We start from the raw sequence: 17245 nt of genomic DNA on the forward strand, positions 1-17245 counted from the left end.
CTGAGGTGCATTTATAAATGCACCTTATTTCTATGCTTCTGCTTTTTCGCTTTCTTTTAAAAAATCGTGTATTTTTACGGCAAGTGCCATTTCTATTCTTTTTTTGAAAACTTTACATCCGTAATCGTAAATTTTATTTATATCGCCACCGGCATTATAATTATTTGCTGCACAGCCTCCTGAGCAATACATTTGTGCCCAGCAGTCTTTGCATTTTTCTTGGCTATATAAATTATTTTTTTTGAAATTCTTAATTATTTCTGGTTTTTTAATTCCTTCAAAAACATTTCCTATTTTGAAATCATCATTTCCAACAAATTGATGGCAAGGATATAAATCTCCTGTTGGGGTTACTGCCATATATTCTGATCCTGATCCACAACCTGAAATTCTTTTGTAAACGCAAGGCCCATTGTTTAAATCTATCATATAATGGTAAAAAATAAATTTGTCGTCTTTGTCGATTGCATCTATTAACATATCGGCAAGTTTTTCATATTCTTCAAAAATTCTTGGAAGATGCTCTTCTTTTAGGGCGTAATCCTCTTCATTATTTCCAACAACTGGCTCAAGAGATGTTCTTTTAAATCCTAAATCTAAATAAGTTTTTATATCTTCTGTAAAATCTAAATTGTTTGCTGTAAAAGTTCCTCTCATATAATATTCTTTGTCGCCACGATTTTTTACTAATTTTTGAAATTTTGGAACAATTTTATCAAATGAGCCCTTTCCATCATGAGTTTTCCTAAATTCATCGTGTTTTTCTTTTCTTCCATCAAGGGAAAGCACAACATTTTTCATATTTTTATTTAGATATTCGATTTTTTCATCATCTATTAGCATTCCGTTTGTGGTTAAAGTGAAATTAAAATGTTTATTATATTTTTTTTCCTTACTTCTTGCATAATCGACGGTATTTTTTACCAAATCCCAATTTAAAAGTGGTTCTCCTCCAAAAAAATCAATGTCCAAATTAAAATGAGATCCTGAATTTTCCAAAAGAAAATCAATAGATTTTTTGGCAACATCATCTGTCATAATTGCCTCAGGGCCATGGTATCGTCCTTCTTTTGCAAAACAATACTCACAAGAAAGATTGCAAGTGTGACTTACATTTAAGCACATTGCCTTTAGATAAGTTTTTCTTTTATCCAAATCAATGGTTAAATCTTTAAAATCATCTTCTGAAAATAAAACTTTTTCGCTAACTAAACTTTTTACTTCATCATAAGCTTCGTCAAATTGGTCTTGATTTATATTATGTAAATTTTTAATTTCTTTTTCTATGTAAGATTTTTCTTTATTTTTATTTAATAGGCTTATAATATCGTAAGAAATTTCATCAACTAGATGAACTGATCCGGAATAAACATCCAAAACAATATTATAACCCTTTGCTTTATATTGGTGTATCATTTTTTCTCCTTAATTTATAGTAAAATACTTGGGATTTAATCCAATAAAAAAATAAGGGGCTTGCCCTTATTTATTTTTTGTGTTAACACATTCTTGGTTAGCAACTCCACAAGAAGTTTTGCAAGCTGATTGGCAGGATGTTTGACATTCGCCACAGCCACCATCTTTTTTGCTTTTGTGAAGATTTCTTGTATTTAAAGTAATAATTCTTTTCATATATGTATCTCCTTTTTCCTATAGCTTCATAATAACAAAATGGATAATTTTTGTCAATTGATAATAGGAATGTGAGAATTTTCCAAAGATAAATCAATTCCCATAGTTTGAAGATATTTAATTTGGTCAATAATTTTTTTATTAATAACTTCTCCAGGAATAAGAAGGGGAATTCCTGGTGGATAGGCATAAATATATGAGGCAGAAATTTTGCCTTGAGATTTATCTAAATCAATCAAAGAAATATCTTTGCAAAAAGATTCTTTAATTGAAAGTTTTTTTTCACATTCAATAAATTCAAAAGAAAAATTTGATTTTTTATATTTTAAATTCTTATCAATTTTAACTAGGGCTTTTTTTAATCTCAAAAATCCATCTTTCCTATCAAAAATACTTGCAATCAAAATCACATAAGTTGGGCTTGCCATTTCAATTTCAATTTTTTCTTTATATAATAAATCAGAAAGCTCATTTCCGTTAATATTTGTATTTTTGCAAGAAATAATAATTTTTGAAATATCTTTAGAAGAATAATTGATAAATTTTAAATTTTTCAAATCAGTTTTATACAAATAAGTTAAATTTTCCAATAAGTTATCCCACAGACCATAAAAATTTGAAAAATTAGAAATCATATCATCAATTGAGCCACTTACTAAATAAGATGGGGAAGATGTTTGAAATATTGCCATATTTCGTCTTAAATTTTTAATATCAATATTTTTATTTTTTATAATAATGCCACTAGCTGGAGTTAAAGCTGATAAATTTTTGTGAAAAGATGTAATAGCTAGGTCGTAGGAAAAATTATTTTCATAATCGGATAAGATTGTATGAGAACCATGCGCCATATCAACAAGCAATAAAATATTTTTATCCTTTATTATTTCTTTAACCTTTTTTAAATCAATCATAAAGCCTTCATAAGAAGGAGAAGTAAGAAAAATCAAAGAATAAGAATTTTTTTCGATTTTTTCATTCAAATCCTCATAATCAATGTCATAAGCCATATCATTTTCATCAATTTTTACCTTTAAAAAATCTGCATTTAAATCAAAAAGCTCAATTGCATTAAAAATAGATTTGTGGGAATTTCTTTGGACTAGAATATTTTTATTTTTTTGGGTTAAAGCTCTTAATGATGCAAGAATTCCACAGGTTGAACCGTTAGTTGAAATTATAAAATCATTAGCTTTATAGATATGAGCAAGTTCATTTTCCATTTTTTTGAAAAGCCCTTGGGGATTATTCAAATTATCAAAATTTCTAATTTCTGTTATATCTCTTTCGTAAGAAATTTTTTTATTTAACAAATTTTTATTTCTTTTGTGTCCAGGCATAGCAAATGGATAATAATCTTCTTTTAAATAATCATCTAATTTTTCATTTAACATTTTTAATCCTTTCTTTTATCCAATATTATACTTAAAAAAATTTAAAAATAAATTTTTGAAATTAGACATTTTATTTACATAATCTGTGATATAATGTATAATTGTATTGGTAAATTTACATTAATTTAACATAAAATATATAAAAAATTCACAATTAGAAAAGAGAGGATTAAATGAATAAAAATAAAAAATTAAAAATTACTTCGTTTGTAATTTCTTTGATTGTAATGCTTTTTATTCAAAGCTTTATTGAAGATTTTTCTTTTAAAGTTTATACAAACGAAAAAATTGAAATTAGTCAATTGGAACCTAGCAGCCAATATTCGAATAATTTTAAAATTAATTCGATTTATCAAGGAGATAAACTTTTAGACTTAAACAAGGTTGATATTAAAGGATGGACAAAGGCAAATACAAAAACGGGCTATCCAATTCAAACAAATGGTTATAGCAAGGATAATAAATTAAGTATTAAACCTAGTCCAAGATTGATGTTTAATAAATTAACAGTAAATTTTGAAACAAGTCCAAAATATTCTACAGCTGTGATGACTTATTTAAAAGACCATACAATGACAATGTATGCTAGCTCATCTGATAATAGGTCATACGTAGATATTAATTACACAGACTTTTTATCAATTCTTACACAAACATTAATTTTTATAGGCTCAATAGTTCTATTTTCATTTTTTATTTATAACTTAATAAGAAGAATAGAAAAGGCGGAAAATAAGAAAAAAGAAATCTTATACATAGGTAAAGATTATATTTTGAATTTTTTAGTTTTTGGTGTATCTGTTTATGGTTTGAGTAAATTAAGAGATCATGTAAATAATGAAATTTATTTTACTTTCTTCCGTGCACCATTTACTTATAATGATTTGGTAGAATTTATATCAATTGTATTTTTGGCATCTCTTGGAATGAAAAGTATTTACAAGAGAAAACAAAACATAAGAGCACTTGATATGACAAATTGGATTTTATTTATCCTAAATCCATTCATGTCATTTTATATATTGGAATCAGCTTACAATCCAAATTTTGCTTCCATGGAAGTAATTTATATATTAATAAATGCTTTAATTTTATTCTTAATCCAAGTTTTAATATATATTGTAATTAGGAAAAAAAGACTTTCAATGATTTTCATTTTAGTTTTATCAATTGCTTTTGGTATTGCTAATGATGCTTTGTATATATTGAGAGATTCTCCTCTTATACCAGCATTTTTGGGATCACTTGGAGTTGCAGCTGATGTTGCAAAAGATACAGTTATTCAATTAAATGGACATTCATTAATGGCATTTTCACTTGCAAGCTTGTGGCTTTTAGTAATTTCTTCTATAAATGAAGGAAAAATTACAATTTCCAAGAAGTCTTATGCAAAACAACTTGTTGGTTATTGTACGATGTTTGGATTGATTACTGTAGTTAGCGTAAATTATTTTATCAAGCAAAATGGAGTTGGAGTAAACTTGTGGAGACCATCAAGAACTTATTATGTAGAAGGTTCGCCATATAGTTTTTATAGAATTTTTGCAAACCAAATTCTTACAGCACCAAGAGGCTATGATGAAAAAGAAGTAGAAAATACATTAGAAGAATATTACAACAAAGATATTGGAACAAAAGATAATAAGAAACCAAATATTGTAATGATTCAATCTGAAGCTCTTGCTGATTATTATGGAAAAGGAAATTTAAAATTAAGTGAAAATCCAATTGCTTTCCAAAGATCTTTAGAGGAAAATGCAATTCAAGGAAATGCTTATGTTTCAGTTCTTGGTGGAGGAACAGTAAATTCAGAATACGAAACTTTAACTTCAGTTCCTTTGACATTTTTCCCACTAGGAGCTTATCCATTCCAACAATATGTAAAAGAAGGTCACACATCAGTAGCAAGAATTTTGGAAAATCAAGGTTATGAAACATTTATAACTCATCCAAATAAACCAACAAATTATTCAAGACAAGAAGTTTGGCCAAATTTAGGATTTAAAAATATTGCATTTTTACCAGATTATGACCAAAACCCAAATAATTTTGAATCAACAAATGGATTTTTAAAAGATTCAGTTGCTTATGACAAAATAAAAGAGCAATTTGAAAATAAATCTGATGACAAACCTCTTTTTGCATATCTTGTATCAATGCAAAATCATGGTGGTTATACATCAAATATTCCTGGAGGCATCAAAGTTTTAAATGAAAATAATGGAGATGATCAAGGGGCAAGCCATTATGTAAACTTGCTTAAAAAATCTGATGAGGATTTAAAAAATCTAATCGAATACTTCAAATCTTATAAGGAACCAACAATACTTTGTATATTTGGTGATCATCAACCACAAAACTACGATGTATTTATGAAGTTGATAAACTCAAATGACAACTATACAAATAAGGATGTTTTCCATACGCCTCTTACTATTTGGGCAAATTATGATATTGAAGAGGATAAGGATGTAAATATATCAGTAAATTACTTAATGCCATATTTATTAGAAAAAGCTGGTGGAATTAAATTATCAGCATATCAAAAATATATGTTAGATATGCACAAGGATTATCCAATTATTTCAACTAAACAAATATATAATAATGAAGGTCAAGAAGTAAGCAAAGATGAAGAATTTATAAAGAGAAATAATAAATTAAATTCCTTAATTTATTATGAAATGAAGCAAGATACAAAATCAAATAAATATTTTAATGAAGCTTCAAAATAAAATTTTCCGAAACCAAGTAAATCTTGGTTTCGGTTTTTTCATGTTTAAATAATATGATATAATAGCTACATAAGAATTTAAAAAGGAGAATCAATGCAAAGTCTAATAGATTTTATTAGATCAAGTTTTTCAAATGAAATAGCCCTAATAATTATTAGCATGCTGCCTTTAATAGAGTTAAAAGGTTCAATTCCTATTGGTCTTGCAATGGGATTTAAACCAGTTAAAGCTTATTTGTATTCAATTATTGGTTCAACTATTCCGGCAATTTTTATACTCTTATGGATTATGCCGATTTTTGCATACATGAAAAAAAATGCTAAACTTAAAAAAATTGCAGCTTGGGCTTTGAAAAAGGCTGAGAAAAAAGAAGGAAAAATAAAAAAATATGAATATTTAGGTTTATTTTTATTTGTAGCAATTCCTTTACCGGGAACAGGAGTTTGGATGGGATCTTTGATTGCATCAATTCTTGGCTTAAATAAAAAAAGATCTTTTATTACAATAGCAGTTGGAAATGTAATTGCAGGAGTAATTATTTATACTTTTTCTAGTTTTTTCTTTTAAGGAGTAATATGAATATAAAAAAAAGAATTATAAAAGCAATACTGATTATCTTAATGGGATTAACAGTTGTATTTGCAATTCAACTTGTAAGAGGATTTATAGGATCACAAATAATAAAAGATGAAAATGATTTTACAGGAAGTGATCTTGGAGAAGGTAACGAGATTGAGCAAAAAAATAAAGATGAATTGCTATTTGTTTTTGCAGGTGTAGATGCAACTGGGGAAAAATTTGGTACAAGAACTGATACACTTATGCTTGTTTTGATGAACAAAGAAAACAAAACCATAGATATAATTTCTATTCCTAGAGATACAAGAGTTAATGTAGATGGGAATATGGATAAAATAAATGCTGCCCATTCTTATGGTGGTATGGACGATACAATAAAAACTATAAGAAATTTCTTGTCAATCGATTTAGATTATTATGCAGAAGTTAGTTTTCAGGCAGTAGAAGATGGAGTAGATGCACTTGGTGGAGTGGATATAAATGTTCCAGACCAAATTGCAACAGCTCAAAATATTGAACCTGGTCTTCATCATTTTAATGGAAAACAAGCTCTTGATTATTGTAGATTTAGAAAAGGCTATGCAAATGCAGATTTGGGAAGAATTTCTTGCCAACAAGATTTTGTTGTACAATTTATAAAAAATATGACAAAGCTAAAAAATATAATAAAAATTCCTGGTGTAATTTCAAAAGTAAGTTCAAACATGGATTCAAATATAAGTATGTCAACTATTTTATCTTTTGCCTGGGCATTTAAAAATATTGATGATGCTCAAATAAATACACAAACAATTCCAGGATACCCAGATATGATTGATGGAATATCTTATTATATTCCCGACAATGAAGCGACAATAGATATAAGAAATAAAATATTATATAATTATTTATTAGAAGAATAAAGGAGAAATTATGGACATCAAATCAACAATAAGAGTAATTGAAGACTACCCAAAAGAAGGAATATCATTTAAAGATATAACAACACTTTTAAAAAACAAAGAGGCTTACAAAGAAACAATTGACCTTATGGCAGAAAAATTAAAAGATTTAGATTTTGATTATATTATTGGAATAGAATCTAGAGGATTTATTTTTGGATCAGCACTTGCTGACAGATTGAATGTAGGATTTATTCCAGTTAGAAAACCGGGGAAATTACCAGGAGAAATAAAATCTTTATCTTATGATTTGGAATACGGACAAAGCACAATAGAAATTCACGAAGACGCTTTGAAAAAAGGGGATAAGGTTGTAATAGTTGATGATTTAATAGCAACAGGTGGCTCTGCAAAAGCTTGTACAAAATTAGTAGAATCATTAGGTGGCGAAATAGTTTGCTTAGAATTTTTGATAGAACTTACAAGCCTTAAAGCAAGAGAAGAATTAAAAGATTATAAAGTAATTTCATTAATCGAATACGATCATTAAAACCAAACCTTCATTAATTTGAAGCTAAGAGTGTAAACAAACCCTCAAGCACGAATATCTGACTCCAAAAATTGTTGATTTCTAAATTTCAAAATTCTAAAATCACAAACTCGCTAACGCGATGACAGATAAATAGCTTAAAATTGTGCCAGTGGCACGATTTTAATATTTATCCCTCGGAATAAAACAAAGAATTAAAATTTAATTGAATTTAATATATTTGATAAATAATCATAGCTTTAAATTTTAGAGTGCGATTTTTGACGAATTTTTAAATTTGAAATCAAATCAATTTTTTCCGTATGATATTCTTAGCATGAGGATTTGTATACTTTTTCGACAGTCTTAACCTTCATTAATTTGAAGGTTTTTTATTTTGGTAAATTTAAATATATTCATAACTTTTAAGTTTTCAATAAATTTTCATAATGTTTGCCTAAAATTTTAAAGGGTATAGTATGTTTAAGGGAAAATAATTATTAGGAGGAAAAAATGGATCAATATAAGATGGTTGAAAATAAATTAAAGGAATTGGAAATAGATTTTAAAATAGTTGATCATCCGCCTGCATTTACAACTGAAGAAGCTGACAAATATATTGAAGGGCATGATGGTGTTCGTACTAAATCTATGTTTTTAACAGATAGAAAAAAGAAAAATTTTTATTTGGTTATATTGGATGATTATAAAAGATTAGATATGGATCGTTTTAAAGATATAGTTGGAGAGAAAAAAGTAAAAATGGCATCTGAAAATTCTTTGATGGAAAAAATGAAACTTCCAGCAGGAACAGTTTCTCCTTTTGGTTTATTAAATAATGAAGACCATGATATAAAATTTTTTATGGATAAAGAAATTGTAGATGAAGAAATAATGACTTTTCATCCAAATATAAACGAAAAAACTTTATTTTTAAAGACAAAAGATTTGTTCAAATACTTGGATAATATAGGATATGAAGTAAATATTATAGAATTATAATTTTAAGGCATCTGTATTTAGATGCTTTTTTATTTCTTTATTTTAAAAATTTTGATTTTTTTGTGGAATTTTTGTAATATAAAATAGGTTTTAACAAAGCTAAGTCTTAATAAAAGGGAGAAAAAATGAAAAAGAAAGAAAAAAAATTTAAAAAATTAAAATATATTTTGATAATTGTTTTTATAGGTTTTATTATAAGTTTAGGGACAAATAAATTTTTGAAAACTGATTTTGATAATTTGCCAAAACTTGATAGACAAGTTATAGAAGAATACAATAAATTTCAAAAAAGTGATGAAAAATTATGGAAAGATTATAGGCTTGAAGATAAGGATATATTGATAATAAATAAAAATGTTGTCGGGAATTTTTATTTGCTTACTAAGGATAAAAATATAAAGTCGATTTTTGCTAAAAAAATAAAAACTAAAGAAGATAAAATAAATATTTATAGGATTTCTAAATTGTATCCAAAAAGATTTGAGTATTTAATTGGAAATTTTAATACTAAAGATAAAAATTATAAAATTTTGGGAAAGGATAATATTTTTTATGTAAAATATGACAAAGATTCAATAAATAAAAAATTTTCATCTTTACATTTTTTGCCTTTCCTAAGCCATGAGGCTTTGCATTATTATATGCAAAAAGATTGGGATAATATTACTTTTAGGGGATATTCTTACAGTGATAAGGAATTGGATTTGTTGGATAGGGAGTATAAAATTTTAGGAAAAATTAAAAATGCTCTTGATGAAAATGCTGATGTAAATACTTTAAAAAATTTGGGTAAAGAATATTTAAAGGTAATGGATGAAAGATTTGAAAAAACCGATCCTGAAAAAATCCAAGCTGAAATTTTTGAAGAAACAATGGAGGGAGCTGCAAATTATGTATCGATAAAAGCAGCAAAAATTGTTGGATATGATTATGGGATTTTGTATTTTGATAATACAAAAAATGTAAAATTTGATGAAATAGTTCCAACAATAAAAAAAGGACAAATTAATCAAAGTATAATCGGAGAAAAAATAGTTTATGAATCAGGAGCACTTTTGTGCCAGTATTTGGATAAGATTGAATTTAAAAATTGGCAAGAAAAATTAAATAATAAGGGCAAAAAAGATACAAGCTTATATAGCATTATAAAAGAAAATTTAAATTAAGGAGCTTTTATGAAAGATGCAAAAAAAATTTCTATACAAGAAACTTATGGCGAAAGATTTCAACATTGTTGGGGTTGTGGACCAAAAAATGATAAGGGATTGCATTTAAAATCTTTCCCAAGTGATGATAAAAAAACTGTAAGGGCAAAAATTATTCCAAATGAAATGTATACGGGTGGAGTGCCTCAAAATCTTTTTGGTGGGATGATTGCAATGATTTTTGATTGTCATGGCACAGCTTCAGCAGCGTATTTTGCTCATATCAACAAGGGATTGGAATTTGATGAAAATACATTAATAGGAAGATTTATAACAGCAAGACTTGAAGTTGATTTTAAAAAACCAACTCCAATGAATGAAGAGATTGAAGTAATAGCAAAGCTTGAAGAAATTAGCGAAAGAAAAGCAATTATTAATATGGAATTGTTAGCCAAAGGAGAAATCCGAGCAAAAGCAAAAATGGTTGCAGTTAAAGTAAAAGATAATATGTAAAATTAATCCAGCTATAAATTTTTTAAATTAAAAATATATAGCTGGAATTTTTTTTAAAAATAATGTTAGCTAGTTGACAATTAAAATTCTCAAAGTATAATTTTTTCGTCAAGGAGGAAATTTTGCAAGAAGGAATTTTAAAAAAAATAAAAGATTTGGATATTTGTATGATTAGAAAAATGTCGGAACTAAAAAACTGCGCAGGACATGACCATTCTAATGTAGCAAATCCAACTCAAGTAAAAATTTTTTCGTATTTGATAGAAAATAAAGAAGGGGATGTTTTTCAAAGAGATTTGGAAGAAGTTCTCAATCTAAGACGAGCTACAATATCGAATATTTTGAAAAAAATGGAAGCAAATGAATATATTGTAAGAGAAACTGATAAAAAGGATTTGAGATCAAAAAAAATTATTCTTACAGATTTGGCTATCAAAAGGTATCAAAAGGGTTTAAATCACTTGAGAGATATTGAAAAGATAGCGACGAAAAATATAGAAAAGAAAGATTTAGAAATATTTAGTGATGTTATTGATAAGATGATTATTAATATTGAAAATTATAATGGAGATATGAATAATGATAAAATTATTTAAAAATTTGAAAAAAATAGACATAATTTATGGTTTAATAGCCATAATTTTTATTGTCTTTCAAGTTTATTTAGATTTGAAAATGCCTGATTATATGTCAAAAATTACGGTGTTGGTTCAATCTGAAGTAAGTGAGCTTGATGAAGTTTTAAAATATGGTGGATACATGATGGCTTGTGCCTTTGGTTCAATGATTAGTGCAGTTATTACTGGCTATTTGATTTCTACAGTTTCTGCCAGATTTTCTAAAAATGTTGGAAGAAAATTATTTGATAAGGTTACAAGTTTTTCAAGTGAGGAAATAAATGAATTTTCTACGCCAAGCCTTATTACAAGAAATACAAATGATATAACTCAGGTACAAATGTTTTTGGCTATGGGCTTACAAATGTTAATAAAATCGCCAATAACTGCAATTTGGGCTATAAATAAAATTCTTGATAAAAGTTGGCAATGGTCAGCTGCTACAAGTGTAGCTGTAGTATTTTTGTTGGTTGTTGTAGGAATAATAATGGCGATTGTAGTTCCAAAATTTAAATTAGTTCAAAATTTAATTGATAAATTAAATAGGGTTACAAGAGAAAATTTAATTGGAATTAGAGTTATTAGAGCCTTTAATGCTGAAAAATATCAAGAAGAAAATTTGAAGAAGTAAATACAGATTTGACAAATTTACAAACTTTTAACCAAAAAATGTTTGCTTTAATGATGCCAATTATGTTTTTTGTAATGAATTTTTTGGCTTTGGTAATTTATTTTATTGGATCAAGATTAATTGATGGGGCAATGATTGCAGAAAAAATTGAATTATTTGGAAATATGGTTGTATTTTCATCTTATGCTATGCAAGTTATTATGTCATTTTTAATGTTAGCCTTTATTTTTATGATGCTACCAAGAGCAAATGTTTCAGCAGATCGTATTAATGAAGTATTAAATACAAAAATTAAAATAGAAGATGGAAAAAAATCTTATAAAGACAATGGAATAAAAGGAAAAGTAGAATTTCAAAATGTATACTTCTCATATCCTGATGCAGAAGAAGCAGTTTTAGAAAATATTTCTTTTACAGCAAACAGGGGAGAAACTGTTGCCTTTATCGGCTCAACTGGTTCAGGAAAATCTACTTTAATAAATCTTATTCCAAGATTTTATGACGTAAGTGGCGGAAAAATTTTAGTCGATGGGATTGATGTTAGAGATTATCCATTAAAAGATTTATATAATAAATTAGGTTATGTTTCACAAAAAGCATTTTTGTTTAATGAAAGCATAGAAAATAATATAGATTTTGGAGAAGGACTAAAAGAAATTAGTGATAAAGATATAGAAAATGCTTTGGACATTGCTCAAGCAAGTGAGTTTGTAAATAAAATGGACGATGGCAAAAAATCTATGATAGCCCAAAGTGGTACAAATATTTCTGGAGGACAAAAACAAAGATTATCTATTGCTAGAGCCATAGCAAAAGACCCTGAGATATTTATCTTTGATGATTCATTTTCAGCGCTTGACTACAAAACAGATGCGATTTTGAGAAATGAATTAAAAAAATCTACAGAAAATTCTACCAAATTAATAGTTGCTCAAAGGATTGGAACTATTATGAATGCAGACGAAATAATAGTTTTAGATCAAGGAAAAATAGTTGGAAAAGGACGCCACAAAGAATTATTAAAAAACTGTGATGTTTATAGAGAAATTGCCTTATCCCAACTAAGTGAGGAGGAATTATACAATGGCTAGACATGGAAATGTAAGAGGGAAAATTGAAAAACCAAAAGATTTAAAGTCATCAATAAAAAGATTAACAAAAGAATTAAAAGATTTTAAATTTTTAATAGGACTTAGTATTGTGCTTGCTATTCTTGGTTCAATTTTAACAATAATTACTCCAAATAAATTATCCGATATGGTTGATGAAATTTCTCTTGGAATTAAACCAAGAGTAGAAAATATTGAACCAATAGCTAAAAATATTCAAAAAGGAATGAAAAATAGAGGTCTTGTCCCAATAACAATAGATGGAGTTGAAATTAGCGTAGAAGATCAAATGGAATTTGCAAAAATAATGCAAAAAAACCAAGGAAAAAATATGGATATGAAAAATTTATCCAAAGAAGATCAGCTAAAAGAGCTAAAAAAATTGGAATCATTCCCAAAATCAATAAAAAAAGTAATTGAACCAAAAATAGATTTGGAAAAAATAAAAAATATCGCAATTGTAATTGCACTTTTATATTTTATAAGTTCATTTTTTACATTTATCCAGTCCATTTCAATGACAGAAGTTGCAAATAGATTTGCAAAAAAACTAAGAAATTCAATTTCTGAAAAAATTAATAGACTGCCATTGACATTTTTTGATAAAAATTCTGTTGGAGATATTTTATCAAGAGTTACAAATGATATTGATACAATTGCCCAATCAATGAACCAATCGTTGGCAAGTCTTTTCTCATCAATCGTTCAATTTTTAGGAACAATTATAATGATGTTTTACACAAATTGGCAAATGGCAGTAACTGCTATTGTTTCAAGCACATTTGGTTTTATATTTATGTTTTTGATAATTGGTAAAAGTCAAAAATATTTTTCAATGCGACAAAAATCACTTGGAAAATTGAATGGACACATTGAAGAAGTTTATTCGGGTTTAAATATTGTAAAATCATACAATGCCAAAAATTATGTTCTAGATAAATTTGATAAGGCTAATTATGATGTTTATAAAGCAAGTCAGATGAGTCAATTTTTGTCAGGATTAATGATGCCTTTAATGATTTTTATTGGAAATTTGGGCTATGTTGCAATTTGTATTGTAGGAGCTGTTTTGACAATTAAAGGGAAAATTACTTTTGGAGTAATTGTTGCTTTTATGTCTTATGTCAGATTATTTACATCTCCACTTTCACAAATCGGACAAGCTATGACATCAATTCAATCAACAGCAGCAAGTAGTGAGAGAGTTTTTGAATTTCTTGATGAAAAAGAAATGGAAGATGAAAAAGAAAAAAAAGAATATTTAGATCCACAAAAAGCCTTCGGAAATATTGAATTTAAAAAGGTAGAATTTACTTATGATGGAAATAAAAAACCAACTATTACAAATTTTTCAGCTGATATTAAAAAAGGACAAAAAGTTGCAATAGTTGGGCCAACAGGAGCTGGTAAAACAACTATGGTAAATCTTTTAATGAAATTTTACCAAATAAATAAGGGAGATATTATTATTGATGGAAAATCAATAAATGATTTAAAAAGAGAAAATATCCACGATTTATTTACCATGGTTTTGCAAGATACTTGGTTATTTAAAGGAACAATTAGAGAAAATATTTTATTTAATAGAAAAGATATTTCAGAAAAAAGATTAAATCATGTAATAAAATCTGTAAGCTTAGATCATTTTATAAAAACTTTACCAAAAGGACTAGATTCAAAAATTGATGATGACGATTCAGTTTCACAAGGACAAAGACAACTTCTTACGATAGCTAGAGCTATGATTGATGACAAACCATTTTTGATTTTAGATGAAGCAACATCAAACGTAGATACAAGAAGTGAAGAGTTAGTTCAAGAAGCTATGGATAAATTAGCACAAGGAAGAACTTCATTTATAATTGCCCACAGATTATCAACAATCAAAAATGCAGATTTGATTTTGGTAATGGATGAGGGAAATATAATTGAACAAGGAAATCATGAACAATTAATGAAAAAAAATGGGTTCTATGCTGATCTTTACAATTCACAATTTAGTTTATAAAAAGGAGAGGAAATGAAAAAAATAATAAATACAGCAATGTTTTATATGATTTATGGCTTAACAGCAGGAGCTTTTTATAGAGAATATACAAAATTTAAAGGATTTACAGGACTAACAAGTCTTTCAAAAGTCCATCCTCACGTTTTAGTTTTGGGAATGTTAGTATTTTTGATAATAGGAGCTTACGCTTACAACAAAGAAGATTTAATAAAAACAAAAAGTTTTTCAAGATTTTATAAAGTTTATAACATTGCTCTAGTAGGAACAAGTCTTACAATGTTTGTAAGAGGCTTAACACAAGTTAACGCAAGCCAATTGACAAAAGCAATGGACATGTCAATTTCAGGAATTGCAGGAGTATTTCATATATTGATGGCAGTAGCATTTTACTTTTTCTTTAAGTCTTTAAAATCTATTGCAAAATAAAAATTACAAATGAAAATTAAAAGGGACTGTAGGTAAATTATGATTATTAATAATTTTTCTATAGTCTTTTTTTTATGTAATTATTAAAAAAATAAAATAAATTGAAAGCTTTTAAGAATTTTTAAAATTTTTAAAGCTTACTGAAATTTTTAAGAGAAAAAAATTAATTCTTATTTATATTAAAAATTTAACTTAGCTATTAAAATAAAAATATTTTTAGCCATTTATTTTAATGGGTTATGATTTAATTATTTTACTTTATCTAGATAACAAAATAAAATAATTAAAATCAAAATTGACAATAAGCTCTTGATATTGTAAAATAATTATACGATAAAATTTAACATATAATTTTATCAAGGAATTATAATAAAATATAATTTACTATGAAAGGAATTAATATGAAAAAAGAAAAATCAATTAGGCTACCTAGTTTTTTTGAAGCGATTTTGCCGATTATAACTATGGTGTCTTTGATGATTTATGTATTTGCTTTTGCAAAAGAAAAAGTTGATGGAAAATTTGAATCTATTTATGATGGGGCACACATGCCTTTAATTTGTGGAATAATTGTTGCTTGTTTGGTTGGAATGATTTGTGGTCATTCTTTTAAAGAGATGATTAATGGAATGATTAATAGGATTAGCACAACTCTTGATGCAATTTTAATTTTACTTACTGTTGGGCTTTTGGTTTCTTCTTTTATGATTAGTGGAACAATTCCAGCTCTTATTTATTATGGGCTTGATTTATTAAATCCAAAATTATTTTTGCCAATTGGTTGTATCATAACGGCGATTGTAAGTCTTGCTTGTGGATCTTCTTGGACTGCAACAGCAACAATTGGAATTGCATTTATGACAATAGGAAAGGGAATGGGAATTAATCCAGCGATTAGTGCTGGTATGGTAATTTCTGGTGCTTATATTGGAGATAAATTTTCTCCTTTATCAGATACTACAAGTCTTGCAGCTGGTGTTTCAAAAACTGGTTTGTTTGATCACGTTACTGCAATGATTTCTACAACTGGTCCAGTTTTTATAGTTTCTTTAATTTTATATACGATTTTGGGAATTAGGGCAAATGTTGTTAATTATGATCCAACAATTGCAGAAGGCATAAAAACTTCTCTTGCAAATAATTTTAATTTAAATCCTTTGGTCTTACTTCCGATTGCAATTATAATTTTAGTTTGTGTATTAAGAATTGAAGGCTTGGCTGGTGTAATGATTTCTGTTGTAGTTGGAATTATTTTTTCTTTAATTTTTCAAGAACAAAGATCTCTTGCTGAAATTTTTTCAATTTTACACTATGGTCCAGATATTGAAACAGGAAATGCTTTTGTTGATCAAGCTTTGGCAAAGGGAGGAATGGATAATCAAATGTGGACTATAAATTTAATTTTATTAGCTGTGTCTTTTGGAGGAGCTTTAGAAAAATCTGGAGTTGTTGAAAAATTATTTGCTCACTTAAAAGAAAAAATTAATTCAGTTGGTGGACTTGTTTTTACAACAATGGCAACTTCAATTTTTTGCGATGCAACCATGTGTGATCAATTTTTAGGCATTGGAGTTCCAGCTCCACTTTATGAAGATAAATATGATGATATGGGTCTTTCAAGAAATTATTTATCAAGAACATTAGAAGATGCAGGCACTTTGTGGGCAGTTATGTTTCCATGGACAGCTTGTGGAGCTTATCAAATGAAAACTTTGGGAGTAAATCCTCTTTATTATTTCCCATTTGCATTTGTAAATTTAATAAATCCAATATATGCTCTATTAACAGCGTATTTTAAAATAAATATATTTTGGGCAGATGGTTCATACACAAATATTTTTGGAAAAACAAAAATGAAAAAGAAAGCACACGCACCAAAAGAAGTAGAAATTTATGCAACAAATCAATTAGATAAATTAAGAAAAGAAGGAAAAGCTCCAGAAATTTCACTTTAAATCCTCCATTTAAATAAGCTTTTCTTTCAAAAAAATAATGCTATACTTTTTGTATAGCATCAGAGCGTCGACAAACCCACCAATAAATT

Annotated in this window: 16 protein-coding genes; 13 read left to right on the forward strand and 3 right to left on the reverse strand. The window is 27.1% G+C overall.

Features of this window, described 5'->3' with window-relative positions; all coding sequences use genetic code 11:
- Nucleotides 1–30: 30 nt before the first annotated feature.
- The 3 genes from scfB to HMPREF2852_RS00515 all read right to left on the reverse strand — a co-directional run bounded on the left by scfB (nt 31) and on the right by HMPREF2852_RS00515 (nt 3026).
- Nucleotides 31–1416: a thioether cross-link-forming SCIFF peptide maturase gene (gene scfB, locus HMPREF2852_RS00505; protein ID WP_070605031.1), complete on the reverse strand. Its 1386-nt coding sequence runs from the start codon at nt 1414–1416 to the stop codon at nt 31–33.
- Between the two features lie 66 nt (nt 1417–1482).
- On the reverse strand, nt 1483–1632 hold the full coding sequence (gene scfA, locus HMPREF2852_RS00510) for a six-cysteine ranthipeptide SCIFF (RefSeq protein ID WP_004817312.1): 150 nt from the start codon (nt 1630–1632) through the stop codon (nt 1483–1485).
- A gap of 53 nt (nt 1633–1685) precedes the next feature.
- Entirely contained in the window at nt 1686–3026 is a 1341-nt protein-coding gene (locus tag HMPREF2852_RS00515; RefSeq protein WP_070605034.1) for an aminotransferase class V-fold PLP-dependent enzyme, read from the reverse strand.
- Nucleotides 3027–3199: 173 nt separating this feature from the next.
- On the opposite strand from HMPREF2852_RS00515, the gene HMPREF2852_RS00520 reads away from it, so the two are divergent.
- The 13 genes from HMPREF2852_RS00520 to nhaC all read left to right on the forward strand — a co-directional run bounded on the left by HMPREF2852_RS00520 (nt 3200) and on the right by nhaC (nt 17156).
- Nucleotides 3200–5761, forward strand: coding sequence for a sulfatase-like hydrolase/transferase (locus tag HMPREF2852_RS00520; RefSeq protein ID WP_070605037.1), 2562 nt, complete (start codon nt 3200–3202; stop codon nt 5759–5761).
- A 93-nt stretch (nt 5762–5854) separates the two neighbouring features.
- Complete coding sequence (locus tag HMPREF2852_RS00525) at nt 5855–6328, forward strand: COG2426 family protein (RefSeq protein ID WP_070605042.1); 474 nt, start codon at nt 5855–5857, stop codon at nt 6326–6328.
- Between the two features lie 8 nt (nt 6329–6336).
- Nucleotides 6337–7242, forward strand: coding sequence for an LCP family protein (locus HMPREF2852_RS00530; protein ID WP_070605045.1), 906 nt, complete (start codon nt 6337–6339; stop codon nt 7240–7242).
- Nucleotides 7243–7252: 10 nt separating this feature from the next.
- Nucleotides 7253–7771: an adenine phosphoribosyltransferase gene (locus tag HMPREF2852_RS00535; RefSeq protein WP_070605047.1), complete on the forward strand. Its 519-nt coding sequence runs from the start codon at nt 7253–7255 to the stop codon at nt 7769–7771.
- A gap of 492 nt (nt 7772–8263) precedes the next feature.
- A complete protein-coding gene (locus tag HMPREF2852_RS00540) occupies nt 8264–8752 on the forward strand; it encodes a prolyl-tRNA synthetase associated domain-containing protein (protein ID WP_004839015.1) in 489 nt (162 codons plus the stop codon).
- Between the two features lie 125 nt (nt 8753–8877).
- Nucleotides 8878–9918 carry a hypothetical protein gene (locus tag HMPREF2852_RS00545; protein ID WP_070605050.1) on the forward strand — a complete coding sequence of 347 codons (1041 nt, stop codon included), beginning with the start codon at nt 8878–8880 and terminating at the stop codon, nt 9916–9918.
- Between the two features lie 9 nt (nt 9919–9927).
- The gene (locus HMPREF2852_RS00550; protein WP_070605053.1) at nt 9928–10410 is read left to right on the forward strand and encodes a hotdog family protein; all 483 of its coding nucleotides are present in this window, start codon (nt 9928–9930) and stop codon (nt 10408–10410) included.
- Nucleotides 10411–10532: 122 nt separating this feature from the next.
- A complete protein-coding gene (locus HMPREF2852_RS00555) occupies nt 10533–11006 on the forward strand; it encodes a MarR family winged helix-turn-helix transcriptional regulator (RefSeq protein ID WP_070605056.1) in 474 nt (157 codons plus the stop codon).
- Entirely contained in the window at nt 10990–11658 is a 669-nt protein-coding gene (locus HMPREF2852_RS09895; protein ID WP_261667795.1) for an ABC transporter permease, read from the forward strand. Before HMPREF2852_RS00555 ends, HMPREF2852_RS09895 begins: the two co-directional genes overlap by 17 nt.
- A gap of 38 nt (nt 11659–11696) precedes the next feature.
- The gene (locus tag HMPREF2852_RS09900) at nt 11697–12749 is read left to right on the forward strand and encodes an ABC transporter ATP-binding protein (RefSeq protein WP_261667797.1); all 1053 of its coding nucleotides are present in this window, start codon (nt 11697–11699) and stop codon (nt 12747–12749) included.
- Nucleotides 12742–14775 (forward strand): ABC transporter ATP-binding protein, encoded by a 2034-nt coding sequence (locus HMPREF2852_RS00565; protein WP_070605059.1) that lies wholly within the window; start codon nt 12742–12744, stop codon nt 14773–14775. The genes HMPREF2852_RS09900 and HMPREF2852_RS00565 overlap by 8 nt, the downstream gene beginning before the upstream one ends.
- 12 nt (nt 14776–14787) lie before the next feature.
- Complete coding sequence (locus HMPREF2852_RS00570) at nt 14788–15201, forward strand: DUF2871 domain-containing protein (protein WP_070605061.1); 414 nt, start codon at nt 14788–14790, stop codon at nt 15199–15201.
- 401 nt (nt 15202–15602) lie between these two features.
- Nucleotides 15603–17156, forward strand: coding sequence for a Na+/H+ antiporter NhaC (gene nhaC / locus HMPREF2852_RS00575; protein WP_070605063.1), 1554 nt, complete (start codon nt 15603–15605; stop codon nt 17154–17156).
- Nucleotides 17157–17245: the final 89 nt, after the last annotated feature.

It is taken from the genome of Anaerococcus sp. HMSC065G05, assembly GCF_001812365.1.
Lineage (GTDB): Bacteria > Bacillota > Clostridia > Tissierellales > Peptoniphilaceae > Anaerococcus > Anaerococcus vaginalis.

Excerpts from the sequence above, each read along its gene's own strand:
- HMPREF2852_RS09895 (WP_261667795.1), top strand. The coding sequence starts at position 10,990 with ATGATAAAATTATTTAAAAATTTGAAAAAAATAGACATAATTTATGGT.
- HMPREF2852_RS00570 (WP_070605061.1), top strand. The coding sequence starts at position 14,788 with ATGAAAAAAATAATAAATACAGCAATGTTTTATATGATTTATGGCTTA.
- HMPREF2852_RS00540 (WP_004839015.1), top strand. The coding sequence starts at position 8,264 with ATGGATCAATATAAGATGGTTGAAAATAAATTAAAGGAATTGGAAATA.
- HMPREF2852_RS00550 (WP_070605053.1), top strand. The coding sequence starts at position 9,928 with ATGAAAGATGCAAAAAAAATTTCTATACAAGAAACTTATGGCGAAAGA.
- scfA (WP_004817312.1), bottom strand. The coding sequence starts at position 1,632 with ATGAAAAGAATTATTACTTTAAATACAAGAAATCTTCACAAAAGCAAA.
- HMPREF2852_RS00530 (WP_070605045.1), top strand. The coding sequence starts at position 6,337 with ATGAATATAAAAAAAAGAATTATAAAAGCAATACTGATTATCTTAATG.
- HMPREF2852_RS00535 (WP_070605047.1), top strand. The coding sequence starts at position 7,253 with ATGGACATCAAATCAACAATAAGAGTAATTGAAGACTACCCAAAAGAA.
- HMPREF2852_RS00520 (WP_070605037.1), top strand. The coding sequence starts at position 3,200 with ATGAATAAAAATAAAAAATTAAAAATTACTTCGTTTGTAATTTCTTTG.
- HMPREF2852_RS00545 (WP_070605050.1), top strand. The coding sequence starts at position 8,878 with ATGAAAAAGAAAGAAAAAAAATTTAAAAAATTAAAATATATTTTGATA.
- HMPREF2852_RS00565 (WP_070605059.1), top strand. The coding sequence starts at position 12,742 with ATGGCTAGACATGGAAATGTAAGAGGGAAAATTGAAAAACCAAAAGAT.
- HMPREF2852_RS00515 (WP_070605034.1), bottom strand. The coding sequence starts at position 3,026 with ATGTTAAATGAAAAATTAGATGATTATTTAAAAGAAGATTATTATCCA.
- HMPREF2852_RS00525 (WP_070605042.1), top strand. The coding sequence starts at position 5,855 with ATGCAAAGTCTAATAGATTTTATTAGATCAAGTTTTTCAAATGAAATA.
- scfB (WP_070605031.1), bottom strand. The coding sequence starts at position 1,416 with ATGATACACCAATATAAAGCAAAGGGTTATAATATTGTTTTGGATGTT.
- nhaC (WP_070605063.1), top strand. The coding sequence starts at position 15,603 with ATGAAAAAAGAAAAATCAATTAGGCTACCTAGTTTTTTTGAAGCGATT.
- HMPREF2852_RS09900 (WP_261667797.1), top strand. The coding sequence starts at position 11,697 with ATGTTTGCTTTAATGATGCCAATTATGTTTTTTGTAATGAATTTTTTG.